This is a genomic window from Scandinavium tedordense, assembly GCF_024764965.1.
Lineage (GTDB): Bacteria > Pseudomonadota > Gammaproteobacteria > Enterobacterales > Enterobacteriaceae > Scandinavium > Scandinavium tedordense.
In genome coordinates, this window is record NZ_JALIGG010000054.1 from 229,288 (window position 1) to 255,964 (window position 26,677).

At 52.1% G+C, this 26,677-nt stretch carries 24 protein-coding genes, 7 tRNA genes and 1 other RNA gene; 20 read left to right on the top strand and 12 right to left on the bottom strand.

The annotated features are described in order from the left end of the window. Window position 1: 1 nt before the first annotated feature. A complete protein-coding gene (mlaA, locus tag MUU46_RS10050; protein ID WP_159760503.1) occupies window positions 2-757 on the bottom strand; it encodes a phospholipid-binding lipoprotein MlaA in 756 nt (251 codons plus the stop codon). 170 nt (window positions 758-927) lie between these two features. On the opposite strand from mlaA, the gene MUU46_RS10055 reads away from it, so the two are divergent. Both MUU46_RS10055 and MUU46_RS10060 read left to right on the top strand, forming a co-directional pair. Further along, window positions 928-1,854 carry a formate/nitrite transporter family protein gene (locus MUU46_RS10055; protein WP_258965447.1) on the top strand — a complete coding sequence of 309 codons (927 nt, stop codon included), beginning with the start codon at window positions 928-930 and terminating at the stop codon, window positions 1,852-1,854. Between the two features lie 81 nt (window positions 1,855-1,935). Further along, window positions 1,936-2,010 (top strand) — tRNA-Arg (locus MUU46_RS10060). A gap of 16 nt (window positions 2,011-2,026) precedes the next feature. Here the strand turns inward: MUU46_RS10060 and MUU46_RS10065 are convergent. Beyond that, window positions 2,027-2,362 carry a DUF1294 domain-containing protein gene (locus MUU46_RS10065; protein ID WP_258965541.1) on the bottom strand — a complete coding sequence of 112 codons (336 nt, stop codon included), beginning with the start codon at window positions 2,360-2,362 and terminating at the stop codon, window positions 2,027-2,029. Between the two features lie 206 nt (window positions 2,363-2,568). Here MUU46_RS10065 and MUU46_RS10070 point away from each other — a divergent pair, with 206 nt between their 5' ends. From MUU46_RS10070 to ypdK, 3 genes are all read left to right on the top strand, one after another. Next, entirely contained in the window at window positions 2,569-3,774 is a 1,206-nt protein-coding gene (locus tag MUU46_RS10070; RefSeq protein WP_258965448.1) for a CDP-glycerol glycerophosphotransferase family protein, read from the top strand. A 298-nt stretch (window positions 3,775-4,072) separates the two neighbouring features. After that, entirely contained in the window at window positions 4,073-4,873 is an 801-nt protein-coding gene (locus MUU46_RS10075; RefSeq protein ID WP_258965449.1) for a hypothetical protein, read from the top strand. Window positions 4,874-5,302: 429 nt separating this feature from the next. Then, window positions 5,303-5,374, top strand: a complete 72-nt coding sequence (gene ypdK / locus MUU46_RS10080) for a membrane protein YpdK (RefSeq protein WP_110509655.1) — start codon at window positions 5,303-5,305, stop codon at window positions 5,372-5,374. 70 nt (window positions 5,375-5,444) lie between these two features. Here ypdK and alaC read toward each other — a convergent pair whose 3' ends face one another. Continuing rightward, window positions 5,445-6,683, bottom strand: coding sequence for an alanine transaminase (gene alaC / locus MUU46_RS10085; protein WP_159760533.1), 1,239 nt, complete (start codon window positions 6,681-6,683; stop codon window positions 5,445-5,447). Between the two features lie 385 nt (window positions 6,684-7,068). On the opposite strand from alaC, the gene MUU46_RS10090 reads away from it, so the two are divergent. After that, complete coding sequence (locus MUU46_RS10090; protein WP_258965450.1) at window positions 7,069-8,766, top strand: sensor histidine kinase; 1,698 nt, start codon at window positions 7,069-7,071, stop codon at window positions 8,764-8,766. Window positions 8,767-8,775: 9 nt separating this feature from the next. Then, a complete protein-coding gene (locus tag MUU46_RS10095; protein WP_258965451.1) occupies window positions 8,776-9,510 on the top strand; it encodes a LytR/AlgR family response regulator transcription factor in 735 nt (244 codons plus the stop codon). Between the two features lie 43 nt (window positions 9,511-9,553). On the opposite strand, the gene glk is transcribed toward MUU46_RS10095, so the two are convergent. Then, on the bottom strand, window positions 9,554-10,519 hold the full coding sequence (gene glk, locus MUU46_RS10100) for a glucokinase (RefSeq protein ID WP_258965452.1): 966 nt from the start codon (window positions 10,517-10,519) through the stop codon (window positions 9,554-9,556). 204 nt (window positions 10,520-10,723) lie between these two features. On the opposite strand from glk, the gene MUU46_RS10105 reads away from it, so the two are divergent. Further along, window positions 10,724-11,956 carry an ion channel protein gene (locus MUU46_RS10105; protein ID WP_258965453.1) on the top strand — a complete coding sequence of 411 codons (1,233 nt, stop codon included), beginning with the start codon at window positions 10,724-10,726 and terminating at the stop codon, window positions 11,954-11,956. Between the two features lie 6 nt (window positions 11,957-11,962). On the opposite strand, the gene MUU46_RS10110 is transcribed toward MUU46_RS10105, so the two are convergent. Next, complete coding sequence (locus MUU46_RS10110; protein WP_258965454.1) at window positions 11,963-13,624, bottom strand: alpha-keto acid decarboxylase family protein; 1,662 nt, start codon at window positions 13,622-13,624, stop codon at window positions 11,963-11,965. A gap of 174 nt (window positions 13,625-13,798) precedes the next feature. Here MUU46_RS10110 and mgrA point away from each other — a divergent pair, with 174 nt between their 5' ends. Then, a complete protein-coding gene (mgrA, locus tag MUU46_RS10115) occupies window positions 13,799-14,797 on the top strand; it encodes an L-glyceraldehyde 3-phosphate reductase (protein WP_258965455.1) in 999 nt (332 codons plus the stop codon). Between the two features lie 124 nt (window positions 14,798-14,921). Further along, window positions 14,922-15,275 (top strand): DUF2502 domain-containing protein, encoded by a 354-nt coding sequence (locus MUU46_RS10120; RefSeq protein ID WP_159760547.1) that lies wholly within the window; start codon window positions 14,922-14,924, stop codon window positions 15,273-15,275. Window positions 15,276-15,322: 47 nt separating this feature from the next. Here the strand turns inward: MUU46_RS10120 and MUU46_RS10125 are convergent, their stop codons facing one another. Further along, window positions 15,323-16,561, bottom strand: coding sequence for an Nramp family divalent metal transporter (locus MUU46_RS10125; RefSeq protein WP_159760549.1), 1,239 nt, complete (start codon window positions 16,559-16,561; stop codon window positions 15,323-15,325). Between the two features lie 353 nt (window positions 16,562-16,914). Between MUU46_RS10125 and MUU46_RS10130 the strand changes: the two genes are divergently transcribed. After that, the gene (locus MUU46_RS10130) at window positions 16,915-18,117 is read left to right on the top strand and encodes a NupC/NupG family nucleoside CNT transporter (RefSeq protein WP_159760551.1); all 1,203 of its coding nucleotides are present in this window, start codon (window positions 16,915-16,917) and stop codon (window positions 18,115-18,117) included. A gap of 55 nt (window positions 18,118-18,172) precedes the next feature. Here the strand turns inward: MUU46_RS10130 and MUU46_RS10135 are convergent, their stop codons facing one another. The 3 genes from MUU46_RS10135 to MUU46_RS10145 all read right to left on the bottom strand — a co-directional run bounded on the left by MUU46_RS10135 (window position 18,173) and on the right by MUU46_RS10145 (window position 20,758). Then, complete coding sequence (locus MUU46_RS10135; protein WP_258965456.1) at window positions 18,173-20,353, bottom strand: sensor domain-containing phosphodiesterase; 2,181 nt, start codon at window positions 20,351-20,353, stop codon at window positions 18,173-18,175. Window positions 20,354-20,564: 211 nt separating this feature from the next. After that, a tRNA-Ala gene (locus MUU46_RS10140) sits at window positions 20,565-20,640 on the bottom strand. Between the two features lie 42 nt (window positions 20,641-20,682). Then, a tRNA-Ala gene (locus MUU46_RS10145) sits at window positions 20,683-20,758 on the bottom strand. A gap of 219 nt (window positions 20,759-20,977) precedes the next feature. Here MUU46_RS10145 and MUU46_RS10150 point away from each other — a divergent pair. Next, a complete protein-coding gene (locus MUU46_RS10150) occupies window positions 20,978-21,340 on the top strand; it encodes a YfeC-like transcriptional regulator (protein WP_258965457.1) in 363 nt (120 codons plus the stop codon). After that, the gene (locus MUU46_RS10155) at window positions 21,340-21,735 is read left to right on the top strand and encodes a YfeC-like transcriptional regulator (protein WP_258965458.1); all 396 of its coding nucleotides are present in this window, start codon (window positions 21,340-21,342) and stop codon (window positions 21,733-21,735) included. The genes MUU46_RS10150 and MUU46_RS10155 overlap by 1 nt, the downstream gene beginning before the upstream one ends. Window positions 21,736-21,777: 42 nt before the next feature. Here the strand turns inward: MUU46_RS10155 and gltX are convergent, their stop codons facing one another. After that, on the bottom strand, window positions 21,778-23,193 hold the full coding sequence (gene gltX / locus MUU46_RS10160) for a glutamate--tRNA ligase (RefSeq protein ID WP_159760559.1): 1,416 nt from the start codon (window positions 23,191-23,193) through the stop codon (window positions 21,778-21,780). A gap of 257 nt (window positions 23,194-23,450) precedes the next feature. Here gltX and MUU46_RS10165 point away from each other — a divergent pair. The 6 genes from MUU46_RS10165 to MUU46_RS10190 all read left to right on the top strand — a co-directional run bounded on the left by MUU46_RS10165 (window position 23,451) and on the right by MUU46_RS10190 (window position 24,456). After that, a tRNA-Val gene (locus MUU46_RS10165) sits at window positions 23,451-23,526 on the top strand. Between the two features lie 53 nt (window positions 23,527-23,579). Beyond that, window positions 23,580-23,655, top strand: a tRNA-Val gene (locus MUU46_RS10170). Between the two features lie 39 nt (window positions 23,656-23,694). Further along, window positions 23,695-23,770 (top strand) — tRNA-Val (locus MUU46_RS10175). 4 nt (window positions 23,771-23,774) lie between these two features. Next, window positions 23,775-23,850, top strand: a tRNA-Lys gene (locus tag MUU46_RS10180). 42 nt (window positions 23,851-23,892) lie between these two features. After that, window positions 23,893-24,029, top strand: a non-coding RNA gene (locus MUU46_RS10185) — RtT sRNA. Window positions 24,030-24,111: 82 nt separating this feature from the next. Then, window positions 24,112-24,456 (top strand): FlxA-like family protein, encoded by a 345-nt coding sequence (locus tag MUU46_RS10190; protein WP_258965542.1) that lies wholly within the window; start codon window positions 24,112-24,114, stop codon window positions 24,454-24,456. Here the strand turns inward: MUU46_RS10190 and MUU46_RS10195 are convergent. Next, a complete protein-coding gene (locus MUU46_RS10195; protein ID WP_258965459.1) occupies window positions 24,447-25,373 on the bottom strand; it encodes a LysR family transcriptional regulator in 927 nt (308 codons plus the stop codon). The genes MUU46_RS10190 and MUU46_RS10195 overlap by 10 nt on opposite strands. An 89-nt stretch (window positions 25,374-25,462) precedes the next feature. Here MUU46_RS10195 and MUU46_RS10200 point away from each other — a divergent pair, with 89 nt between their 5' ends. Continuing rightward, entirely contained in the window at window positions 25,463-26,461 is a 999-nt protein-coding gene (locus MUU46_RS10200; protein WP_258965460.1) for a bile acid:sodium symporter family protein, read from the top strand. On the opposite strand, the gene MUU46_RS10205 is transcribed toward MUU46_RS10200, so the two are convergent. Further along, window positions 26,458-26,676, bottom strand: a complete 219-nt coding sequence (locus MUU46_RS10205; RefSeq protein WP_125353576.1) for a DUF3820 family protein — start codon at window positions 26,674-26,676, stop codon at window positions 26,458-26,460. The two genes, MUU46_RS10200 and MUU46_RS10205, sit on opposite strands and share 4 nt — an antisense overlap. Between the last annotated feature and the right edge of the window lies 1 nt (window position 26,677).

Consider the following 26,677-nt stretch of genomic DNA (forward strand, 5'->3'; position numbering starts at 1 on the left):
CTTACTGCGAATCGATATCTTTCAGATCGCCTTCAATTGCTTTGGCGTTCGGATTGTCTTCCGTACTCAGTTTACCGCCGTTAGCAATGAAATCATGCTGCTGGAAGTAGGCTTCACGCACCGTAACATACGGGTCGGTCGATTGACGCAGCAGGCCGTCGGAATCCAGCAGTTGCGCACGGGTTTCAACCCCTTCAATCACCCACTTGCCGATAGACATCGGCCAGGTCAGCCATGAAAGCGCCGGATACAAGTCGTCCGCCATATCGCCGACTTCATCACGCACGGTAAAGCTACCGTAGAACGGTAACTGCAGATACGGACCATAGCCCACACCATAATGCCCCATGGTGCTACCGAAACGGTGTGGCTGAACGCGCTGCAGTTTCTGATTCGCCATTCCCGCGACATCAATGAAACCGCCCATTCCTAAAAGGGTATTCAGGAAGAAACGTGTGAAGTGAACCATACCCTGATACGGGTCGCCCTGCAGGAACATGTTCACCATGATCGCAGGCTCTTCGATGTTGCTGGTGAAGTTGCCGATACCGTTACGCGCAGGCTGCGGGACATAGTCTCGCCATGCGACAGCAACCGGGCGGACCAGATAAGGGTCCAGCACGTTAAAGTTGAAGTCGTACATGGTGCGGTTGAATCCTTCGAACGGATCTGAACGCCCCTGCTGCTGGTCACCGGTACTGGCACAGCCCACCAACAGCGTCGCGCTCAGCGCAAGCGCAGACAGGCGAAAATTCATAAATATCTCCCTGTAAAGAAATCACTGCTCTTACTGATTTTATACATATTTTGAAACAGACGTATCGCTATTCATGTCATAACGCCAAAATTAAGAGTCTGGCCCGAGGAGACAGTCAGCAAAACCCGCTACGCTTTACCAAGATTCCGTTGACGAAGGTAACACACCCTATGGACAGTATCGAAAAAGAGAAAATTGACCGCCATACGGAAGAGCTGGAAGTCGAAAGCGATGAAAAAAACCGAGGCGAAGAGATCGAAGTCGATGAACAGCGGCTTCCTTCGCGGGCAATGGCCATCCACGAGCACATTCGTCAGGACGGGGAAAAAGAACTCGAGCGCGATGCCATGGCGCTGCTGTGGTCGGCAATCGCCGCCGGGCTGTCTATGGGGGCGTCGCTACTGGCGAAAGGGATTTTTCACGTACAGCTCGAAGGTGTTCCCGGGGGGTTCCTGCTGGAAAATCTGGGCTATACCTTCGGCTTCGTCATCGTGATCATGGCCCGTCAACAGTTGTTTACAGAGAACACCGTTACCGCCGTTTTGCCCGTCATGCAAAGCCCAACGATGGGCAATTTTGGCCTGCTTATGCGCCTCTGGGGCGTGGTGTTACTGGGGAATCTCATCGGTACTGGCGTCGCCGCTTGGGCGTTCGAATACATGCCGATTTTTGATGAGCCTACGCGTGATGCCTTTACCAAAATCGGCATGGACGTCATGAAAAACACACCGGGTGAAATGTTCGCCAACGCCATTATTTCAGGGTGGCTTATCGCGACCATGGTGTGGATGTTCCCCTCCGCAGGCGCCGCGAAAATTGTCGTCATTATTCTCATGACCTGGCTAATTGCGCTGGGCGACACCACGCATATCGTGGTCGGTACCGTAGAGATTCTGTATCTGGTTTTCAGTGGTACCCTGCACTGGCATGATTTCTTCTGGCCTTTCGCGCTGCCGACTCTCGCCGGGAATATTTGCGGCGGTACCTTTATTTTCGCCTTGATGAGTCACGCGCAAATTCGCAACGACATGAGCAATAAACGGAAAGCTGAGGAGAAAGCGAAAGCCCAGCAACGCGAAAAATCACAACAGAAATGAAGGGCGATGGCGACACTTTGAGCAGTCAGATGGCTATGTGCTTAACGCGCCTGCTAAAAAACGCTATACTCGTGCCGCTTCGTCCCCTTAGTTAAATGGATATAACGAGCCCCTCCTAAGGGCTAGTTGCAGGTTCGATTCCTGCAGGGGGCACCATTTACTCCCCCCTGTTTCATCTCATCGCCCAATACATCCCAGCTATCACGACCACCAGATTCACTATCACGCTAATGGCAAAGTAGGTTTTGAACGGCTGCTTTTGTGTTTTATGCCGAAAGATTTGCTGCCCCAGAATGGCGCCAAACCAGCCACCCAGCACACCAAAAATCAGCAAAGTGAACTCAGGTACACGGTACCCATTCTTTCGCGCGGCTAATTTGTCCGCCCCATAAAGCAGAAGCGTGAGCACATTAACGGAAATAATCCACACCGGCAGCGAGTCAGGAAAGAATGCACTGATGGTGGCCACTACGGCTAAAAGCAGATAACAAAGTCGATTAAATATCATCACTTATCATAACCTTATCGAATACTTTCCCGCTATGGCTTCGTCCGAAAAAATCGAAAATGTGCATTCCTCAAAGAGGATTTGCATGTCAAACCTCATATGCTTTGACTGAATTGTTTAAATTTAATAATTGGCTTCAGTTCAGTAACCGGAATGTCGCTATTACTTTCCTGGTAAATTTTTCAATCAGGCACGGGTATAGCAGCATGAAAAATGAATTGTCTTTGCGGTTAGAACATATTTCCCGAAAAAATAAAAAAGATAAAGTCGTCCTGTTTTTTGGTCGAGAGACTTTCAGTGACAATACAAAATACTTATATCTCAAGGCATTAGAAGAACAGAGAGATTATACCTGTATCTGGTGTAGCTGTGAAAAAACACTCATTAACTCCCTTAAAGAGAAAAATCTCCCATGCCATCTGATTGATGCTGATTCGTTTGAAGAAACCATGCGGCTTTTTCTGTCTGCTGCGGTGGCTGTTTTTTCAGTTAACCCCGCACAAAGCCTCAATGAGAGCGAAGAACTGTTCGCCTGTCTGCATGGAGCCCGACACATACAGTTGTGGCATGGTGTCTCAGTCAAGCACCTGCTGTTGATGAAGCATTTGTCGCTTGCTGATTACAATTTTCGCCGCCCGGTAGCCTTTGCCTCACGGGCTGACACCGTATTAAGTCCCTCTTCATGCCTCGATAGTTTTTTCAACGAATCATTTGGATGTAAACGAATTATTCGTGCCGGGTATCCCAGGAATGAAGTGATATTACGCGGCGCAACCAAGCTCGAATCTATCGGTAGCGAACTTCCCAAAGAGATGTTTCAGGCATTACAGAATAACAAACGGAAAAAGATCCTCTTCACACCAACCTGGCAGCGGGGTGCGACGCAGCTATTAACCGGTTCGCCTGAATTTTTGGGTAAGTTAGCGCTGGTATGTCAGAAAAACAATGCCGATCTTTATCTTAAGGCCCATCCCACTCTTCTTCAGGATAAAAGCAGTGGCAAACTTAGCGGAAATGTTTACTACATTAATCCAACAATTGATATATATCCCTACCTCAATAAATTTGATGCCCTCATCACCGATTATTCATCAATAATGTTTGATTTCCTGTTGACTCAAAAACCTATTTTACGTTTGGACATACAAGAGGGAACACATAAGTCTTTTGAACCCGACTTTGGTCTGGTGCCGGATATAGCATTTGCCTATTTATTTACGGATAAAACCCTTCCAGCAGTCCTGTCTCAGGCATTGATTCACGATTGTAAGCAAGATGAGAGGCAGAAAATGGCCGATGCGCTTTTTGAAACCGACCCGTTACAATCGGCCTCTGCCTTGGTTAAGTTTCTGCAAAATGAGGTCAACGCATGTGTTGCGAGCAGTCATGATTTTTATGTAGAGCATTATTGATTAAATCTAAATGGGATAGGTATTTCCCTGTAGGACATTTATACATTTAGAATTAATGAGCTCCGGAATCTAAACGAAGCGCAGATGGATGATTCAATCATCTTCTTTATCGCGATTCATGTCTGGACTAGTCTCGGAAATATAAAACTGCAGAACATTTAAATTGATATACCGAACCAAGAGACAAAGTTCAAAATTAAACCAATTTTTAATTATAAATAGGCAAATTCCCAGTCCATCCAATGTAGGATCGCGGGCTTTCGCTTATTTTCAGCCCTTTATTTATTTCGGACCCAACATGCATAGCAGAACACGTTCATTGTTTCTCTTCTCTCTGGGACTCCTCCCGGCTCTCGCGTTTGCGCAATCCGGTATCGTCAAAACCAACAAAGAAAAATCGGATGATGACCCGACCCGAGTCACCACAAAAGTGGGCGTTGCATGGTCAGATAACTACGATATGGATGACAGTGATGTGCAATTCTCAGGCTCGCTTGCACTGGACGAAGCGCGAAAAATCAACGTTAAGATCAATACCGATGCCTCTGAGTGGCGTATCGGGGGTTCATGGCTCTTCCCGATCGGTATTTTCAACTTTAACTTTGGAAAAAATGAATTTCCCAATGGCGCTTCTCAGACCAACTATTCAATCGGGACATTTCTTCCCCTGAGCTATTTTGGTTTTGAACCCGCCGGTTTCCAGTTTTTCCCAATGGCAGGCTACTCCTACAACACAGGTGATACCTTTGGCTGCGATAAAGGCAAGCACAAAGCTTGCTCTCAAGCAGGTTTTAGCGGCGATCTTTCCGAAGAAAACGGCTTCGGTCTGGTAGATAGTTCAGGTAGCAGCGGGTATCTGGGTGTCTTTATGATCAAGCCTCTGATCGCCAATCTGCGCTTACTGAGCGTTGCTGGCGGCTCGTACGGTTCGAAAAACGATGATGGTGATAACTACAAAGGCTACTTTGCTGGCGTGGGATTGGGCTACTCCTTCGACAAGCACAATTCTGTCAGCGCCTTTACCTACATCCAGGACAACAATACCTATATTGATGACGCCGAGAAAAAAATCAAAGTCTCGTATAAGTATCAATTCTAATTGCCTCGCCTGACACCGTTTTTAAGACATCACTCTACGCTGTAATTTCTCAGGTGGGCCCCGGTGACTCACTGCCCCCTGAGTTTTCACTCTGTAAAACCCCTATAATTTCAATGTGGTACTACCTGCTCATTCTAGGGTTTTTTTGCCGTCGCTGTACGGACATTTATTGCGTACTGAAATCATTGTGTCGTCGTTTCACGACACTCGTAAGTAACTAAAAATTAATAAAAAAATCAGGCTTGTCACCCCTCTTTTTTAAGCGTACATTAGCGCCGTCTGGAGCACATGAAGCACAGAATTTTGAGGTGGTGCCGAAGGGTAAAAAGGGACAAATCCCATTTTTTATTCGAGGCGGTGTCAGCTCTCTATACTCAGTCAGGATTGTTTTCATTTGGGCGTATCGAGCTATACGCGGAGTGATGTGACATGAAATATTTTATTATGGGCATCTCCTTTATGGTCATCGTCTGGGCCGGCACTTTCGCCCTGATGGTTTAAGCCTGAGCTGGCACAAAAACAGGAGCCCATTGGCTCCTGTTTGCATTTCTGAAGAGTGACGACCGGAGAGTTATTCGGTACTGTCCGTCGCGGACTTGCCGGAAACCGGCAGCAGACCGTCGGCGCGAAACATCGCTTTAATCCCACGAACGGCCTGGCGGATTCGGTCCCGGTTTTCAATCAGCGCAAAGCGCACGTGAGTGTCGCCATAGTCGCCAAAACCAATCCCCGGTGAAACGCACACTTTCGCGTCCTGCAGCATCTTTTTCGCAAACTCCAGCGAGCCCATTGCGGCGTACTGTTCCGGAATTTTTGCCCAGACATACATCGACGCCTTCGGCAAGTCGACCATCCATCCGGCCTCATGCAAGCCTTTAACCAGCACGTCACGACGGCGACGATACTGCTCGGCGATATCCAGTACGCACTGCTGATCGCCTTCCAGCGCAGCAATCGCCGCCACCTGCAGCGGCGTGAAGGTACCGTAATCGTGATAGCTTTTGATACGGGCCAGCGCGTTAACCAGTTCTTTGTTGCCGACCATAAAACCGATTCGCCAGCCTGCCATATTGTAGCTTTTCGACAGCGTGAAGAACTCCACGGCGACATCACGTGCGCCAGGGACTTCCATGATCGACGGTGCTTTCCAGCCGTCGTAAACGATATCGGCGTAGGCTAAATCATGCACTACCAGCACGTTGTAGCGTTTCGCCAGCGCGACGACTTTCTCAAAGAAATCCAGCTCAACGCATTGCGCGGTCGGGTTTGATGGGAAGCCGAGGACCATCATCTTCGGCTTCGGATAGCTTTCGCGAATTGCGCGTTCGAGTTCATTAAAGAAGTCGACACCTTCCACCAGCGGCACGGAACGAACCTGCGCCCCGGCAATCACCGCACCATAAATATGAATTGGATAACTCGGGTTCGGCACCAGCACGGTGTCACCGTGATCCAGCGTCGCCAGCATCAGATGCGCCAGCCCCTCTTTCGAACCGATGGTGACGATAGCCTCACTTTCGGGGTCAATTTCTACGTCATAACGGTCTTTATACCAGCGCGAAATTGCCCGGCGCAGGCGTGGGATCCCGCGAGACGTGGAGTAGCCATGAGTGTCCGGACGCTGGGCTACGGTACAGAGCTTTTCGACGATATGCGCGGGCGTAGCGCCGTCGGGGTTACCCATGCTGAAATCGATAATGTCTTCGCCGCGCCGACGCGCAGCCATCTTCAGCTCAGCTGTAATATTGAATACGTAAGGGGGAAGCCTGTCGATACGGGTAAAACGACGTTCAGGACTGGAGTCAGCCATAATTTCCTCGGATAACGTAAGCGCCCGGACCGTCCGAGCGACGCTGCCACCTGTGTGACATGAATGAAAATAACCCGAAGTTTTTCCTGCTGTCGAGAGGGTTTGGGAAAAATAATTCATGCAGCTAAAATGAGGAAGCGATATACGATAAGGGGCAATGCTCGGTGCCTGATATCTGCTTTACGGCAAAATACCCTTTACACAGTGATATCAATTGGTTTACTTCAGAACGCGCATTTACCCACTTTTCCTCTTGTTCCAAGACCGAAATAACAATCCCCTTTTAAAAGTAAGACTTTTCCCCGTTCCCTAATCCGCGTGATTGCTGGCTATCCCCCGCCAGGTTTTTTATCATATTGCTTTCAGTGATACATACGGCGCACTCATGCACGAAATCTTTAATATGCTGCTGGCGGTCTTTGACAGAGCCGCCCTGATGCTGATTTGCCTGTTTTTCCTTATCCGCATCCGCCTGTTCCGCAAGCTGTTGCATAAATCTGCGCATACGCCGAAAGAGCTGCTCGCCGTCACTGCCATCTTCTCGCTGTTCGCGCTGTTCAGCACCTGGTCTGGCGTGCATGTGGACGGCTCGCTGGTGAATGTGCGCGTAATTGCGGTGATGTCCGGCGGCATTCTGTTTGGCCCGTGGGTTGGCGCCATCACCGGCCTTATCGCCGGTACGCACCGCTATCTGATAGATATCGGCGGCGTCACCGCCGTGCCCTGCTTTATCACCAGTATTCTCGCCGGGCTGCTCTCCGGCTGGATCCACTGCAAAGTTCCCAAAGCACAACGCTGGCGCGTCGGGATCCTCGCAGGGATGCTGTGTGAAACGCTGACCATGATCCTCGTTATCATCTGGGCACCGACGATGGAACTTGGGTTCGATATCGTCTCCAAAATTGGCGTGCCGATGATCCTCGGCACCGTCTGCATCGGCTTTATCGTGCTTCTGGTGCAAAGCGTTGAAGGGGAAAAAGAGGCCATCGCCGCCAGACAGGCCAAGCTCGCCCTGGAAATAGCCAACAAAACGCTTCCGCTGTTTCGTAACGTGAACAGCGAATCCCTGCGCCAGGTCTGCGACATTATTCGCCGGGATATTGACGCCGATGCCGTGGCAATTACCGATAACGAGAAAGTGTTGGCCTACGTCGGCCTTGGCGAGACAAATTATAAACAGAATGACTTGGGGATAAGCCCCCGAACTCGCCAGGCGCTCAGCGACGGAAAAATCATCATTCGTAATGACGACGTGGCCTATCGCACACCGGAGATCCACTCGCTGATGATCATCCCACTGCGGGAAAAAGGCATCGTGACCGGCACGCTAAAAATTTATTACCGCCCCGCGCACCAGATAACGTCCTCGCTACAGGAAATGGCGGTGGGACTGTCGCAGATAATCTCGACTCAGCTCGAAGTGTCCCGCGCCGAGCAATTGCGTGAAATGGCAAATAAGGCAGAGCTGCGGGCGCTGCAAAGTAAAATTAATCCTCATTTCCTGTTTAATGCGCTGAACGCCATTTCGTCGTCAATTCGCCTCAATCCAGACACCGCCCGGCAGCTGATTTTCAATCTGTCACGTTATCTGCGCTATAACATTGAGTTGAAGGATGACGAACAGATCGATATTCGCAAAGAGCTGTACCAAATTAAGGATTACATCGCCATCGAACAGGCGCGCTTTGGTGACAAGCTAACGGTGATTTACGACATCGACGATGAAGTGAATTGCATGATCCCAAGCCTGCTGATTCAGCCGCTAGTCGAAAATGCGATTGTTCACGGTATTCAGCCCTGCAAGGGGAAAGGCGTAGTAACCATCAGCATCAGTGAAAGCGGGAACCGCGTGCGAATTGGAGTGCGGGATACGGGTAATGGCATCGACCCGTTGGTTATTGCCCGAGTTGAGTCGAACGAAATGCCAGGCAATAAAATTGGCCTGCTCAACGTGCATCATCGAGTGACGCTGCTGTACGGCGAAGGGTTGCATATTCGTCGCCTTGAGCCTGGCACTGAGATTGCGTTTTATGTGCCAAACCAGCGAATGCCATCCCCCTCAGCTGCAAGCCTACTGTCATAAGGACGTACTATGAAAGTCATCATTGTTGAAGATGAAGTGCTTGCCCAGCAGGAGCTCACCTGGCTGATTAAAGAACACAGCCAGATGGAGATTGTCGGCACGTTTGATGACGGACTGGACGTGTTGAAGTTTTTGCAGCACAACAAGGTCGACGCCATTTTTCTCGACATCAATATTCCCTCGCTTGACGGCGTGCTTCTGGCGCAGAACATCAGCCAGTTCGCACATAAACCCTTCATTGTGTTTATCACCGCGTGGAAAGAGCATGCGGTGGAAGCATTTGAACTGGAAGCTTTCGATTACATTCTCAAGCCTTATCAGGAATCGCGCATCGTCACGATGCTGCAAAAACTGGAAAACAGCTGGCAGCATCAGTCGGGTAGCAATAGCAACGCGGCGAATCCTCAGAGAGAAAACGATACCATCAACCTGGTCCGCGATGAGAAGATTTTCGTGACCTCAATCCACGATATCTATTACGCCGAAGCGCACGAGAAAATGACCTTCGTGTATACCAGGCATGAGTCGTGGGTCATGCCGATGAACATTACCGAGTTTTGCAGCAAGCTTCCGGCGGCGCACTTCTTCCGCTGCCACCGCTCGTACTGCGTTAATCTGAATAAAATCAGAGAAATAGAGCCATGGTTCAACAACACCTACATTCTCAGATTACGCGACCTCGATTTTCAGGTGCCGGTCAGTCGCAGCAAAGTGAAAGAGTTTCGCCAACTGATGCATTTGTAAAAATAGGCGCCGATGGCGCCTTTTTCATATCAGGGGAATTCACTCAGAGAATTTGCCCCAGCGACTGGCGCAGGTGCGCCCCGGAACCAATCAGGCCCGGATTGTCGTGCACTATCAGGAATACAGGAATGTCCTGCACGTAGGATTTGAAACGCCCTTTATCCTCAAACCCACCGCGGAAACCGGAAGATTTAAAGAATTCAAGGAAGCGCGGCACGATGCCCCCGGCGATGTACACGCCGCCAAAGGTGCCGAGAGTCAATGCCAGGTTGCCGCCAAAGCGACCGAGGATCACACAGAACAGCGACAGCGCACGACGGCAGTCAATGCAGGAATCATCCAGCGCGCGTTCGGTGACGTCTTTCGGCTGTAAATTTTCCGGTAAACGACCATCTGATTTAACAATCGCGCGGTAGAGATACACCAGTCCCGGGCCAGACAACACGCGCTCAGCGGAGACATGCCCAAGTTCGGCACGCAGCTCTTCCAGAATGATGCCCTCTTCTTCACTGTTCGGCGCGTAGTCAACGTGTCCGCCTTCACCTGGCAGACTCACCCAGCGTTTGTCCACATGAACCAGGTGCGCAACGCCCAAACCAGTTCCCGCACCGTACACGGCAATCGGCTTACCTTCCATCGGCTCTTTACCGCCGAACTGAATCAGAAGCTCTTTTTTCAGCATCGGAATCGCCATAGAAACAGCGGTGAAGTCGTTGATAATCTCCAGATGTGTAAAGCCCAGATTGTTCTTCATCTCTTCGATAGAGAACGCCCAAGTGTGGTTGGTCATCGCCACCCAGTCACCGGTAATCGGACAGGCAATCGCGATGCAGCCCTCTTTTACGTCAACCTTTTGTTCATCAAGGTAAACCCGCACTACCGCCTCAAGGCTTGGATAATCCAGCCCGGAATAGGTTTTCGCTTCAGTAATCTCGCCGTTGGCCAGATTGCACAGTGCCAGTCGGGCATTCGTCCCGCCGACATCACCCGTTAACGCAAACTTTGTCATTCTGTTACTGCTCCGCTAAAGTCAGAATAAGTCTTTGGCACACTGTAAATTCATGGCGACATAACAACAACGATCAACATTGTAGTGCCCACGATTTATCGATCCCGGTCACAGAATAACTTTACCGTTTCAGCACCAATTGCAATGAAGGTTTCATCATTTGGCGGCAAAGTGTTGCGCGCTCAAAGTTAAAAGGAAATCACTATGCTCCACCCGCGAGCCAGAACCATGCTGCTGTTATCGGTTCCCGCCTTAATAATTGGTATTGCCTCCAGTCTGATTCTGGTGGTTATCATGAAAATTGCAGCCGTATTACAACGGCTGCTGTGGTCCACGCTTCCCGCGAGTTTCGGCGTTGACCTCGATTCCACGACCTGGATAATTTTCATGCTGACCGCTACCGGTTTCGCCGTTGGATTAGTGATTCGCTATAGCCCTGGACACGCAGGGCCTGACCCTGCGACCGAGCCGTTAATTGGCGCCCCGGTGCCACCGTCAGCACTCCCTGGCCTGATTCTCGCGCTGATTCTGGGCCTCGCAGGCGGCGTGAGCCTCGGACCGGAGCACCCGGTAATGTCGGTGAACGTCGCGCTCGCCGTCGCACTCGGCGCCCGTTTTTTCCCACGCGTCGGGGCCATGGATTGGACCATTCTGGCCGCTTCCGGCACTGTCGGCGCCCTGTTCGGCACGCCTATCGCTGCCGCACTCATTTTCTCGCAGATGTTGAGCGGCAACGATGAAATCCCGCTGTGGGACCGACTGTTCGCCCCGCTGATTGCCGCCGCATCCGGCGCGCTGACCACAAGCCTGTTCTTCCATCCGCAATTTTCCCTACCGGTGGCGCACTACAGCCAGATGCGCCTGGTCGATATTTTCAGTGGCGCAGTCGTCGCGGCAATCGCCATTGCCGTCGGCATGGTAGCGGTCTGGTGCCTGCCACGCCTGCATACCCTTTTGCACAAACTCAAACATCCGATGCTGATCCTCGGAATGGGCGGCTTTCTGCTGGGGGTGATTGGTGCCTTTGGCGGGCCGATTACCCTGTTTAAAGGGCTGGATGAAATGCAACAGCTGGCCTTTAGTCAGACACTCACACCGACCGATTTCATGTTGATAGCGGTGATGAAACTGGCAGCACTTGTCGTCGCTGCCGCCAGTGGTTTCCGTGGTGGGCGTATTTTCCCGGCAGTGTTTGTCGCCGTGGCGCTCGGCCTGATGCTGCACGCGCACGTTGAAGCGGTTCCGGCGGCGATTACCATCTCCTGTGCCATCCTTGGCCTGGTTCTTGTGGTCACTCGCGATGGATGGCTGAGCCTGTTTATGGCCGCCGTGGTTGTCCCGGACACGACCCTGCTGCCGCTGCTGTGCATTGTGATGCTGCCTGCCTGGCTGCTGCTGGCAGGCAAACCCATGATGATCGCTAAACCGCCGCGTTAATCTCCGTCACTGCGTATTGTTGCGGGCCTCCAGCGCCTGGGTCACGGCCCGCAGCAGTTCAGGAATTTCGAGTTTCGGCAGCACCACTTCGACAAACGTCAGCCGCTGGCGACGAGAAGCCAGCTCCAGCACTTCACGCAGCTGCACCGTCTCCGTCACTCGCCAGCTTTGCGCCTGGCAATTCAGGCTTAGCGCCTGCGGAATTTGGGTCCAGTTCCACAGCGCGATATCGTTGTAGCGCTGTTTCGGCCCGTGAATAGCCCGCTCTACCGTGTAGCCCTCATTGTTCAACAGCAAAATCAGTGGCTTCTGCCCATCACGCAGCATCGATCCGATTTCCTGCACCGTCAGCTGCGCTGCGCCATCGCCCACCACCAGCACCACGCGCCGTTCCGGGGCCGCAGTTTGCGCGCCAAATGCGGCGGGCAGCGTGAATCCGATTGAGCCCCAAAGCGGTTGAACAATCAGCGTGGCATCAGCAGGCAGCGTGAGTGAGGCCGCGCCAAAGGCCGCCGTGCCCTGATCTGCCAGAACGATGTCCCCTGGCTGCAGCGCATCCTGTAACGCTTGCCAGAAACTGTTTTGACTCAGCGTTCCGCTGAATTTACCCACAGAAGGCTTCTTCTGCGGAACAGGTGCCGTCCAGCCAGATGCGAGTTCCTCACACAGCGATTGCAGCGCTTGGGCCGCCTGCTCCATCGGCAAACTGCTGAACCAACGCGAGCCTACGCGGGCAGAAAACGGCTGAAGCTCGATAGTTTTCTCTGCCGGAAGATGTTGGGTAAACCCGGCTGTGATGGTGTCGGTGAAGCGAGTGCCAATGCACAAAATCGCATCGGCATCTTCAATTGCTGCCCGAGTGTCATCGTCGCTGGCGGCTCCGCTGTAGGTGCCGGCGTAGCCCGCTTGATGCTCGTCAAATAGTCCTTTCCCCATCAGCATCGTGGCGTATGCCAGCGGTTGCGATGCCACCCAGTTTCTGAGCATTGATTGCAGGCCATAACGTTGGGCCAAAAAATCCGCCAGCATCGCAACCCGCTTAGCAGGCGTGAGCATCTGCCGTGCCGCCGTCGTAAACGCCTCGAGCGCGTTGTCATCCGCTTTCGCAGGCTTAAGCGTGAGAGCGCTTACAGGCGCTGTAGCCGGGGCTTTGGCAACGTCTGCCGGTAACATGAGGTACGCTGGACGGCGTTCGGTGAGCATTTCCCGCAGCACGCGGTCGATTTCCTGGCAGGCGTTGCTGGTGGTCAGTTTCGCTCTGGCGACGCTCAGTGGAATGCTCATTTCGAAAAAGTGGCCGAAATTACCATCGCCGAGGGTGTGATGTAGCAGTTCGCCCTTCTGTTGGCTGCCCGTGCCCGGTGCGCCAACGATATGCAAAACAGGTACGTATTCGGCAAAACTCCCGGCAATACCGTTCAGGGCGCTAAGCTCCCCAACGCCGTAGGTTGTGAGCAGCGCGCCCGCGCCGTGTATCCGGGAATATCCATCGGCGGCATAGGCTGCATTCAGCTCATTCGCACAGCCCACCCAGCACAGCGTTGGGTGATCGATGACATGGTCGAGAAACTGCAAATTATAATCGCCCGGCACGCCGAACATATGGTCAATACCGCATCCGGCAAGACGATCCACCAGATAATCCGCGATTGTGTAATTCGTTTGCATAGCCATCTTCCTTTCGCCGCATAGATATTCTGAGTATTAGAGATGCGCGAAGTCTGTCCAGAAGGATAAGGATTTGTTAGTGGAAAGTTAAATTTACAGATTTTAAGGGTGTACCTGCGTGGCAACATTGATTAGTGTAAACGTATACACACCCTTTCCTCATTGGAGGTTTTTATGGTTTATCAGGCAAACCCGGCACGCTATCAGGCAATGGAATATCACCGCTGTGGCCGAAGCGGACTGAAGTTACCGGCGATTTCGCTGGGCTTATGGCATAACTTTGGCGATGAAACATTGCTGGAAACCAGCCGTCAGTTGCTGCGTCATGCGTTCGATCTCGGGATTACCCATTTTGACCTCGCCAATAACTACGGCCCACCACCGGGATCTGCCGAAAGCAATTTCGGCCGCATTCTGCGGGAAGATTTCCTTCCCTGGCGTGATGAGCTGATTATTTCCAGTAAAGCCGGTTACACCATGTGGGATGGCCCGTATGGCGACTGGGGTTCGCGCAAATACCTGATTTCAAGCCTCGACCAGAGCCTGAAACGCATGGGTCTGGAATATGTCGATATTTTCTATCATCACCGTCCTGACCCGGAAACGCCGCTGGAAGAAACCATGCGCGCACTGGACCATGTGGTGCGCCAGGGTAAAGCACTGTACGTAGGTCTTTCCAATTACCCGGCAGACCGCGCCCGTGAAGCGTTTGCAATTTTGCAGGATCTCGGTACGCCGTGTCTTATTCACCAGCCGAAATACTCAATGTTAGAACGTTGGGTGGAAGACGGCCTGACGGATCTGCTTGAAGAACAGGGCGTCGGCTCGATTGCCTTTTCCCCGCTGGCGGGCGGGCTGCTGACGGACCGCTACCTGAACGGCATTCCGGCGGATTCACGCGCCGCCAGCGGGAGCAAGTTCCTGAGCGCGGATAGCATTACCGAAGAGAACGTCGCTAAGGCGCGCAAGCTGAATGAAATCGCGCAGCAGCGTGGGCAGAAATTGTCGCAGATGGCGCTGGCCTGGGTGCTGCGTGATGACAAAATCACGTCGGTGCTGATTGGTGCCAGCAAGACGGCGCAGCTTGATGATGCAGTGGGTATGCTCAATAACCGCCAGTTTTCTGCGCAGGAAATTGCAGCAATCGATGCCATTTTGAAAGGAACAAAATAACGCCACCTTTAGCAATTAGTGCTGTGACCTGGGATTTAGGAGTTGCTCCAATGCTGCGGGGTTGTAACACCTCGTAAGATTGCGTTAACAGGCCCACTAAGGCCCCGGACGTAAGGAGAGATTCATGTTCAGGTCACTGATTCTGGCTGCAGTTTTACTGGCGAGCGCCCCGATAGTGGCGAATGCAGGCGAACTCACCCTGATCCCATCGGTAAAATTACAAATTGGCGATCAGGATCATTATGGTAATTACTGGGACGGCGGCCACTGGCGCGACCGCGACTACTGGCACCGTAATTACGAGTGGCGTGACGCGCGCTGGCGCCATCATGATAACGGCCGGCATCGTGGTTGGGACAAACGTAACGCCTACGAGCGCGGCTACCGTGAAGGCTGGCACGACAGGAATGACCATCGTGGCGGTTGGGGTCGCGGCCCGGGCCGTGGCGGTCATGGACACGGTGGGCATCACCATTAAAAAAAGCAGCCTGAGAAGGCTGCTTTTTTATTGTCTTCAACGCGGAATTACAGGTCGAGCAGCGTGCCTATCAGCAGCCAGCCATTCAACGCTACCACCAGCGCCACAATCACCCAGCCAATCCGTTTTACCCAGAGCGTGTTGACCAGATCGCCCATCAGTTTCGCATCACTGGTAAATCGCAGTAGCGGCACCAGAGCCAGGGCGATACCGAAGCTCAGCAGCACCTGGCTCATCACCAGAATACGCGTTGGGTCCAGCCCCAGAAAGATGACCACAAACGACGGCAGCATAGTGACTGCACGGCGGACCCACAGAGGAATGTGGAAGCGAATAAAGCCCTGCATGACGACCTGTCCGGCCAGGGTACCGACCACGGTAGATGACAGCCCTGCGGCAATCAAACTCAGACCGAAGATAGTCGCTGCCGCGTGGCTGAGCAGTGGTTCGAGCGTCAGGTACGCCTGATCCAAATCGGTAATGCCGGTGTGACCGCGGAAGTGAAACGCCGCCGCGGCCGTGGCCATCATCGCCAGATTCACAAACCCGGCAATAGTCATGGCAATCGCCACATCCCATCGCGTCGCGCTGTAGCGCTCCTGCCGCGAACCGCCGTGCAGGTGCTGCGTTAGCGAAGAATGCAGGTAAATTACGTGCGGCATGATAGTTGCACCCAGCACGCCTGCCGCGAGAAACACCGCTTCAGACGTTGGTAACGATGGGATAATCATCCCTTTCGCCAGTGGTGCCAGCGCGGGCTGCGAGAAAATCAGCTCGACAATATACGCGGCCGCCACAAACAGCAGCAGCCCGCCGATGACTTTTTCCAGCGGTTTTTGGCCACGCCGTTGCAGCATCAAAATCAGGAAGGTCGCAATCCCGGTCAGGACCGCCCCTTGGAATAACGAGATACCGAGGATCAGCTTGAAACCAATCGCCGCACCAATGAATTCCGCCAGATCGGTTGCCATGGCGATAATTTCCGCCTGCACCCAGTAGAACCACACCAACGGACGCGGATAGTGGTCACGAATTTGTTCGGCCAGGTTTTTACCGGTGGCAATCCCGAGTTTGGCTGACAGCACCTGAATCAACATCGCCATCAGGTTTGCCCACACCACCACCCACAGCAGCTGATAGCCGTAGCTGGCCCCAGCCTGAATGTTGGTGGCGAAGTTACCCGGATCGATATAGCCGATGGCAGCAATGAACGCAGGCCCCATTAATGCAAACCGCATCTTGCGTGCTGCGCGACTGCTGCTACTCTCAACGCGACTGTTTGTCATTTTCTGCCTCAGAAATATAGCCTTTGCTATGTTTCATGCTATCAAAATGAGAATGATTATCAAGTTCATTTGAAAAGGTGATAATAATTTCTTTGATAGACAGGAACGATAGCCGGGGAACAAATATCAGCCATGTTATCGAGTAGAGTAACGTCAGGATGATTCAATCGTCAGATTAGTACATTAACTCAACTTTTAACACCTTTACATAACATAACAATTTTGTATGGTTGATCACCTTTTTTGAGTTTGCTCACAGGATTAACCGATAGTGCGGTCTAGATCTCGTTTTCTTTTAGCTTGTTGCATAGAATGTGCACGGAAATTTAACCTGCCTCATATTTGGAGCAAATATGGACCGCGTTCTACACTTTGTCCTCGCGCTTGCTGTGGTTGCGATTTTGGCTTTGCTGGTCAGCCACGATCGTAAAAAGATTCGCATTCGCTATGTTATTCAATTGCTTGTCATTGAAGTTCTGTTAGCCTGGTTCTTCCTGAACTCTAATGTCGGCCTGGGATTTGTGAAAGGATTCTCCGAGATGTTCGAAAAACTTCTCGGATTCGCTAATGAAGGGACAAATTTCGTCTTCGGTAAAATGAACGATGAAGGCCTCGCATTCTTCTTCCTGAAAGTGCTTTGCCCGATTGTATTCATTTCCGCACTGATTGGTATTTTGCAGCACATCCGTATTCTACCGATTGTTATTCGCGCTATCGGTACCGTGCTGTCTAAAGTCAACGGTATGGGTAAACTGGAGTCATTCAACGCGGTTAGCTCCCTGATCCTCGGTCAGTCCGAAAACTTCATCGCTTATAAAGACATTCTCGGCAAGATGTCACGCAACCGTATGTACACCATGGCGGCGACCGCAATGTCTACCGTTTCGATGTCCATCGTCGGCGCGTACATGACCATGCTCGATCCGAAATTTGTGGTTGCAGCACTGGTGCTGAACATGTTCAGTACTTTCATCGTTCTGTCGCTCATCAACCCATATCAGGTTGATAAGAGTGAAGAGAACCTGCAGATGTCTAATCTGCACGAAGGTCAAAGCTTCTTCGAAATGCTGGGCGAGTACATTCTGGCTGGCTTCAAAGTAGCGATCATCGTTTCCGCTATGCTGATTGGCTTTATCGCACTGATTGCTGCACTTAATGCGCTGTTCTTCACCGTGACCAGCTGGTTCGGCCACGGTATCTCCTTCCAGGGCATTCTGGGCTATATCTTCTGGCCTGTTGCGTGGGTGATGGGTGTTCCTGCTCATGAAGCTCTGCAAGTCGGCAGCATCATGGCGACCAAAATGGTGTCTAACGAATTCGTTGCAATGATGGATCTGCAGAAAATTGCCAGCACGCTCTCTCCGCGCGCGGAAGGCATCCTGTCCATCTTCCTGGTTTCCTTCGCCAACTTCTCTTCCATCGGCATCATCGCCGGTGCGATTAAAGGCCTGAACGAAGAACAAGGGAACGTAGTTTCACGCTTCGGCCTGAAACTGGTTTACGGTTCTACGCTGGTGAGCGTGCTGTCCGCATCCATCGCCGCACTGGTTCTGTAAGTCAGTCAATACGTTGTCAGATGTCGTCAACAAGCCGGGTTTATCCCGGCTTTTTTTATGCCCGCAGTTCCGCAAGTGGACGGGGTTTCCCAATGAAATACCCCTGCAGATAATCGACACCCATTGAGTACAGCAGCGTTTGTTGCTCAGCGGTTTCAACATATTCCGCCACCAGAGTCAGTTTTTTCACTCGCGCCAGGTCACAGATAGATTTGACGATCATCTCATCCATCGGGTCGGTAAGAATGTCACGCACGAAACAACCATCAATCTTAACGATATCGGCTTCCAGCTGCTTTAAACGTTCGTAGTTCGCATAGCCAGTACCGAAATCATCTATCGCTATCAGGCAGCCATACTCCCGCAGACGCTGGATGTTCAGCATACTGGCTCCCGAACTGGACAGCAGTTGCTGTTCGGTGATTTCAATAGTGACCAATTCAGGGGCAACGTCGTACTGCTTAAACAGCGCGAGAATTTTATTGGCTATCTCCTTTTGCATCAGCGTGAACGGCATCAGGTTGACGGAGAAACGCTCGCCCGGCAGCTCCTTCATCGCTTTGAACAGCGTCTCTACCACCAGCAAATCAAAACGCTTGCTGAGGTTGAACTGCGCAATAACTGGGATGAACTGATCGGGGGTAATGATTTGCCCATTGCAGGTCATTCGCGCCAGAATTTCGTGATAGCAGTCGCCGGACTGGCTAACAATCGGCTGCGCATAGAGCGTTAAACCGCCTTCAGCCAGCGCTGTCTTCACGCGATTCAGCTGCATCACGCGTTCCGTGGTGTTGTCAGAGACCGTCGCAAGGCTATTATCGAGTGCCAACACCCGCCGCGCGGCGCAGGCCTGCTCTGATAACCAGCTCAATTGGCCGAGCGTGTGGTGCAAGGCTTCCCCCTCCCCTTCAATCACACCCCAGGCTGCGCCAAACTCCAGATCCAACGCATCCCCCTGCCATTTAAACGCCTGGCTGTTGAGGAAATCGACGATATACGCGAGCCTCGCGGCGGTTTCTGATCCGTGCAGTACCAGCAGCAGTTCACTCCCCGGCAGCTGGAAAAGCCGTTCTTCCCGACCCAGCAGCGGCTGCAAACTCCGGGTGAGCATCCGCTTACAATGCACACGCATCATCATCCCGTAGTGGCGGCTTAAGAACTCCAGATTATCCATCCGCAGGCAGCATACGCTGGCCTGAGGATGATTCTCCAGATAGCTTTCAAACGCGCGTAGATTTGGCAGTCCGGTCAGCGGATCCTGCCACGCCTGGTTGTGCCATTTGCGGCGGAGGGCATTGCTGCGGGTCTGTAATTGCGACATGTGGAGCATGCATATGGTGAATGAGATAAGCACTGACATCACAAATGACAGCGCATATTCAGTGTTCACGCCCTGCAAGAAGTTGTCGTTATAGCCCACCAGGAAAAAAGCACTGATGCCCCACAGTAAGCAGATCAGCGGATAGTTAAAGCGGTTAATGACGAGGAAGAACAGGATGAAAATAACCGGCACCAGATAGCCAGCGATATATTCCGACTCAAATGGTGCGCAGAGAATCAGCAGAAATGCAGTCAGCGCCACCAGCCAGTTCACCGTAAACAGCCACTGCTGGCGGCCCAAGGCAGGCCGGATGTTGCGCAGCCAGAACTTTCGCGCGTACTGCGGGTTGATGAGCATCCGCAGCGGGTAATAAAACAGCATGGTGAAAATGAGCCCGGCGCAAACCAGGCTCTGAATATCGACGAGGCTGTAGATAACCGAAGAGGAAACAAAATAACCGGAAACCGATATCGGGAAGTCCAGCCACAGTCCCGCCAGATACATCGATCCTTTTAGTATCAGCGGCGCAAAAAAACAGCCCCAGAAAATACGTTGCCCCAAGTAACGGTTAGGTAGCCCGAAGCGCCAGCGCTTACCTATCAGAATGCGCAAAATGCCACAGGAAAGTATCGGGGCAAACAGCTGACAGAACACCAGCACAAGGTTCTGCCCAAAGGGCAACGGCATAAACCAAGTATTTGTTACGGTAAACGCCAGAACCAACGGCAGCACCGCGTGGCGACCAAACAGCAGCAGAATTGACAGAATGACGCACAGCGGTAGCCAGGCAAGGTAAATAGCGTTGCCATCAATTACGGTTTGCGGCGCCAGAAAACGGGCCACGGGAATGGTGAAAATACTTAAGATCAGCGCCAGCAAAAATTTTTTGGCAGAAGTGTTATTTTTCAACATCATATTGGTTGGGGAGGATTCCGGCTGGGCGCATAACTGCAACAGGGAAATATTATGTTTATTAATTGAGCGAAGCAAGTTCCCGACGCAAGAAAAGTCCCATTATTTGTATGGAATTTCACATCCGGATACCTTTTAACATCAGCGGGTCGCTTTTTTACTATCTCACGGACGCAGAAAGCAAAAACCCCCGCCGAGGCGAGGGTTTGAATTTTGGTGGAGCTAAGCGGGATCGAACCGCTGACCTCTTGCATGCCATGCAAGCGCTCTCCCAGCTGAGCTATAGCCCCACAATTTTTACTTCACGTTCCAAATCTGTTGGGTGCAGGATTTGGTGGAGCTAAGCGGGATCGAACCGCTGACCTCTTGCATGCCATGCAAGCGCTCTCCCAGCTGAGCTATAGCCCCGTAACGTAAAGCGTGTCGTGTTGACGGGCGGCATAATATGAATTCCCTTGTCAGGTGTCAACGGCAAAATGTTCACCTCTAACTCAATCGATGAAAAAGCATGCAACTAAATGACATTGCGTACGTTCTCGCAATCAGGAGTTAAACGCGTCACGTTTTCACGTAAAAGGATGCTATAACATGAACCTTTAATTCCCACACAGGCACTCAGGAAATAGCATGCTCAAGGAACGAATGACGCCGGAGGAACTTGCCCATCTAACCGGTTATAGCCGACAAACAATCAATAAATGGGTACGTAAAGAAGGATGGCAAACATCGCCTCGTCCGGGTGTTCAGGGCGGCAAAGCACGTCTCGTGCACGTCAGTGATGAAGTCCGTGAATTCATACGCAGCGCCCAGCACGCCGCTGATTTCTCAGCCGGAGCACATTTTTCCGCAGAAGACGGATTTGATTCCCTTCTGCTCTCGCTCGCAAAAGAAATGTCAGACCACGAGCAAAAAGAGCTTACCAGCCTGCTGCTGCGCGAAGGCATCACCGGTCTGCTTCTCCGCCTGGGTATCCGTACGCAAGGACAGTGATGAATATACTTCACAGCAAAATGACCACGCAGGAGCTGACGAACTGTGTGGGTGTGGCCAAACAGACAATCAATCGTTGGATCCGGGAACAAAACTGGGTAACGGAGTCGTTACCTGGCGTGAAGGGTGGCAGAGCGCGTCTGATTCATATCACGCCAGAGGTCAGAGATTTTCTCGCCACTACGCCAAAACTGCGTCACCTCAAGCTTTCCTTGCAGGCAGCCGAACCCAATTATATCTACCACACGCAGGACAACGATCCAGTCTGGCGGAAAATTCAGGATGTATTAGTAATGATGGAGCCTGATGAGAAACAGCGTTTACAGACGCTGCTGGTTCGGGAAGGGTTAAGCGGTTTTCTACGACGACTGAGCATCGCGGACGAAAGCGCATAAAGAAACGGCAGGCCTGAGCCTGCCGTTTCTTATTCGAGCCTGTTACTGCTGGCTTTCACGCTCAGTAATAAACGCCAGCGCTTTGTTGATACGCGCTACGCTACGGCTCTTACCAATCGCATGAACGGTGACATCCAGGCCCGGAGACTGACCGGCGCCGGTGACGGCCACACGCAGTGGCATCCCAACTTTACCCATGCCCACTTCCAGCTCATCAGCGGTTGCCTGAATCGCGTGATGTACGTTTTCTGCGGTCCACTCAGTGATGGCTTCCAGTTTATCACGCACCACTTCCAGCGGCTGACGTGCCACCGGTCGCAGGTGTTTCTTCGCCGCATCAGCATCGAACGCATCAAACTCTTCATAGAAGTAATGGCAGCTCGCCGCCATCTCTTTCAGCGTTTTACAACGTTCGCCCAGCAGGGTCACCAGCTCAGACAGCTGCGGGCCATTGCGGGTATCGATATTTTCCTGTTCGATGTGCCACTGCAGATGAGTCGCAACATATTCCGGTGCCATCGAATTAATGTAATGGTGGTTCAACCACTGCAGTTTTTCGGTATTGAATGCACTGGCAGATTTGCTTACTGCACCCAGAGAGAACAGTTTGATCATCTCTTCACGGGTGAATATTTCCTGATCGCCACTGGACCAGCCCAGGCGCACCAAGTAGTTCAGCAGTGCTTCCGGCAAATAACCGTCATCGCGATACTGCATTACGCTCACCGCACCGTGACGCTTGGAAAGCTTTTTGCCGTCGTCGCCGTTAATCATCGACACGTGTGCGTATACGGGTACCGGCGCGTTCAGCGCTTTCAGAATGTTAATCTGACGCGGGGTATTGTTGATATGATCTTCGCCACGGATAACGTGGGTGATCTCCATATCCCAGTCATCAACCACAACGCAGAAGTTGTAAGTCGGGGAACCGTCGGTGCGTCGGATGATCAGGTCATCCAGCTCCTGGTTGCTGAATTCAATTGGGCCACGAATTTGGTCGTCAAAAATAACGGAACCGTCCTGCGGGTTAGCAAAACGCACCACGCATGGCTCATCATCAGCATGATGCTCATGACCGTGGCGGCAGCGACCGTCGTAACGTGGTTTCTCGCCATTGGCCATTTGTTCTTCGCGCAGGGCTTCCAGGCGCTCTTTCGAGCAATAGCATTTATATGCAGAGCCCGCGACCAGCATCTCATCAATGGCCGCATTATAGCGATCGAAACGTTTGGTCTGGAAATACGGGCCTTCGTCCCACTCCAGGCTCAGCCAGTTCATGCCATCCATAATTGCTTCGATGGCTTCCGGCGTAGAACGCTCGAGATCGGTGTCTTCAATGCGCAGCACGAACTCACCGCCGTGGTTGCGAGCAAAAAGCCAGGAGTAAAGAGCAGTACGCGCACCGCCGACGTGCAGATAGCCTGTCGGGCTTGGCGCGAAGCGAGTTTTGATTTTCATGAAATGGCCTTACGTTTAGGACGTTGCCGACAGCCGGCGGATCCTTAATAAAAATATTCGCAATATTCTATCACTCCCACCTGAATCCTCAACGTTCATCCCTTTGAATCGCTGCGCTTAGCTGATTTTGTTTATAAATCATGCGCTGCGGAACGATTTGCGATCGTTTTGTTTAATTTTACGACGAACAAACAAAATCTTTGGAAAAGGCGTTGACTCATTTTCAACTCTCCCTATAATGCGACTCCACACAGCGGGGGTGATTAGCTCAGCTGGGAGAGCACCTCCCTTACAAGGAGGGGGTCGGCGGTTCGAACCCGTCATCACCCACCACTACTTTTGTAGTCTCCGCCGTGTGAAGCAGTAAATGTAAGAAATTGAGAAGTGGGTGATTAGCTCAGCTGGGAGAGCACCTCCCTTACAAGGAGGGGGTCGGCGGTTCGATCCCGTCATCACCCACCAATTTCTCGCCAGCGCGTTTCTTACATGAAGTACCGAAGTGGGTGATTAGCTCAGCTGGGAGAGCACCTCCCTTACAAGGAGGGGGTCGGCGGTTCGATCCCGTCATCACCCACCACTTCGGGTCGTTAGCTCAGTTGGTAGAGCAGTTGACTTTTAATCAATTGGTCGCAGGTTCGAATCCTGCACGACCCACCAAATTTAAACAAAAGCGCCTTCTGGCGCTTTTGTTGTTTCTGGGCTCAGTTCCCAACGTGCAGAATGAGAACCTGCTGCAGGTTCGACAAAATCGTCGGGAACGATTTTGCATCACCGCTAGCGGTGACCCGCAGGGCGAGTCTCAGGATGAGACGAGTGATATCCTGCACGTCTCTCCAGACTTTCCCTCTCAGTTCTTTTCCCTCAAGCCCTACTCCCTTCTGCCGATAACTCTGTTATCCGTATTGAAAGGAACACATGATGGCGGCAATTTCGTTACCTTCTTCTTCATCACCCGGTCTGCAAACGACAACCGTTACTACCCATCCGCAGGGCACTGACGCGTCTTCGCAAATCACTCGCATCACTCAGCAGATAACTAAACTAACCCAGCAGCTGAAAACCATTGCTGACGGCAGCGGTGATGCGGATGAAAAACAGAAGCAGGCGGAGATGATTCAGGAACAAATCACTATGCTTGAAGCACAGCTGGCGCAGATCCAACGCCAGCAGGCTGAAAAAGAACAGGCACAAGCAACACCTTCAACTCCGGCCACCGGGGTAAACAATCCGTCGGACGCCCATCAGATTGATATTTATGTCTGATACAGCGGGTCGTGAGCACGGGCGGCGGTAAGCGCCTGAGCCTGTTGCCCGACGACATCCCACAAAGCCTGCGCTGCGGTAGAAAGCGAACGGTTTTTACGTCTTGCCAGCATCAATTGCCGATCAACCACTGGCGTCAGGCGTTTAACCATCAGCTGACTGCCCTGCGGCAACGGCAAGGCCAGCGCGGGTAAAATGCTGATCCCGATTCCGGCTTCGACCATCGGGAAAAGCGTCGCCGGATGCCCAATCTCCTGCACAATATTGGCCTCAATGGCATAATGAGCGAGTGCAGCGTCAATCAGAGGTCGGCTGCCTGACGCATAATCCTGCAACACCATCCTGGTCCCCTGTAACGCCTGCCACTCAACGCTTTGAAGCCCGGAAAAAGGATGATCGCCCCGGCACAACACAAAAAATGGCTCTGACAGAATCGGCTCACACTGCAAATCCCCCACCGCACCCGGGTCTATCACAATCCCAAAATCCACTTCACCCTGACGAATACTCTCCAGTACCCACCGCTGCGGTCGGTCGTGAAGCACAAAATCAATTTCTGGATAACGCTGATTACTGGCCGCGATGCACTGCGGGATCAGATGCGCCGAAATGGTCTGGCTCGCCGCCACCCGCACGGTTCCCGCGAGTTGCTGGCCGACGCGCCCGGCTTCACGAAGAGTACTGTTCAGTTCGTCGAGCAAACGCTCAAGCCGAATTGCCAGCTGCTGTCCGGCTTCGGTCAGCACCACTTCTCGCGTGGTGCGGTCGAGTAGCTTCACACCGGTCTGATGTTCCAGCTCTTTTACACTGTGACTCACTGCCGACTGGCTCAGACCAATCATCTCCCCTGCCCGGCTAAAGCTTTTGGCCCGGGCAACGGTAATAAACACTTTCAACTGACGCAGGGAATAATTCATCTGTTTAATTCATCAATGGATGCAATAAATCAATTTTATTTCTCAAAGCAGAGAAAGCACAATAGCGACATCGACTTTCAGGAGCGTTTATGAAACTTTTTCGCATTCTCGACCCTTTTACACTGACGCTGATTAGCGTCGTTCTGTTGGCTTCCCTGTTTCCTGCGCGCGGTGGATACGTGCCTTTCTTTGAAGGCTTAACCACCGCCGCCATTGCACTGCTGTTCTTTATGCACGGCGCCAAACTCTCTCGCGAAGCGATTATCGCTGGGGGCAGCCATTGGCGACTGCACATCTGGGTAATGTGCAGCACCTTCGTGGTATTCCCCGTGCTCGGTGTGCTTTTCGCCCTCTGGGCACCCATCAATGTCGATCAGACACTGTATAACGGCTTCATCTATCTGTGCATTCTGCCCGCTACCGTGCAGTCTGCTATTGCGTTTACGTCTATGGCGGGCGGCAACGTCGCGGCAGCAGTGTGTTCTGCGTCGGCATCCAGCCTGCTCGGGATTTTCGTTTCGCCGCTGTTGGTGGGTTTACTGATGAATCTACACGGGGCGGAAGGCAGTTTTGAACAGGTCGGCAAAATCATGCTGCAGCTTCTGCTCCCGTTCGTGCTTGGCCATTTATCCCGTCCGTGGACCGCCGCTTGGGTGTCGCGAAATAAGAAGTGGATTTCCAAAACGGACCAGACGTCGATTCTGCTGGTCGTTTACTCGGCCTTTAGTGAAGCGGTGGTCAACGGAATTTGGCACAAGGTTGGCGTAGGGTCGCTGCTATTTATCGTGGTGGTGAGCATCGTGCTGCTGGCGATTGTGATTGCCGTGAACACGTTTGTGGCGCGTAAATGTGGTTTTAACAAAGCCGATGAAATAACGATTGTGTTCTGTGGTTCGAAAAAGAGTCTGGCCAACGGTATCCCGATGGCCAATATTCTCTTCCCGACCGCAATGATCGGAATGATGGTGCTGCCACTGATGATTTTCCATCAGATTCAGCTGATGGTCTGTGCGGGGCTGGCGCGTCGCTACAAACGCCAGACTGACGCACTTCTGGCCAAAAATGCCGTTGACGAGGCGAAAGCTTAACGGCTGCGCTTCAGGGGCTGAACCAGATGAGTCAGCCCCTCAGTTTTAATCAGCAGCGTGATGGCCATCAGTTCCCCGAGCCGCCCGGCTGGAAACTCATCCTTACGGGCAAACCACAGCAAATATTCCTCCGGCACATCAATCAGCATTCGGCCTTTGTATTTACCAAATGGCATCTCGGTGTTGGCGATTTCAATCAGCTGCTCTTTTTCCACG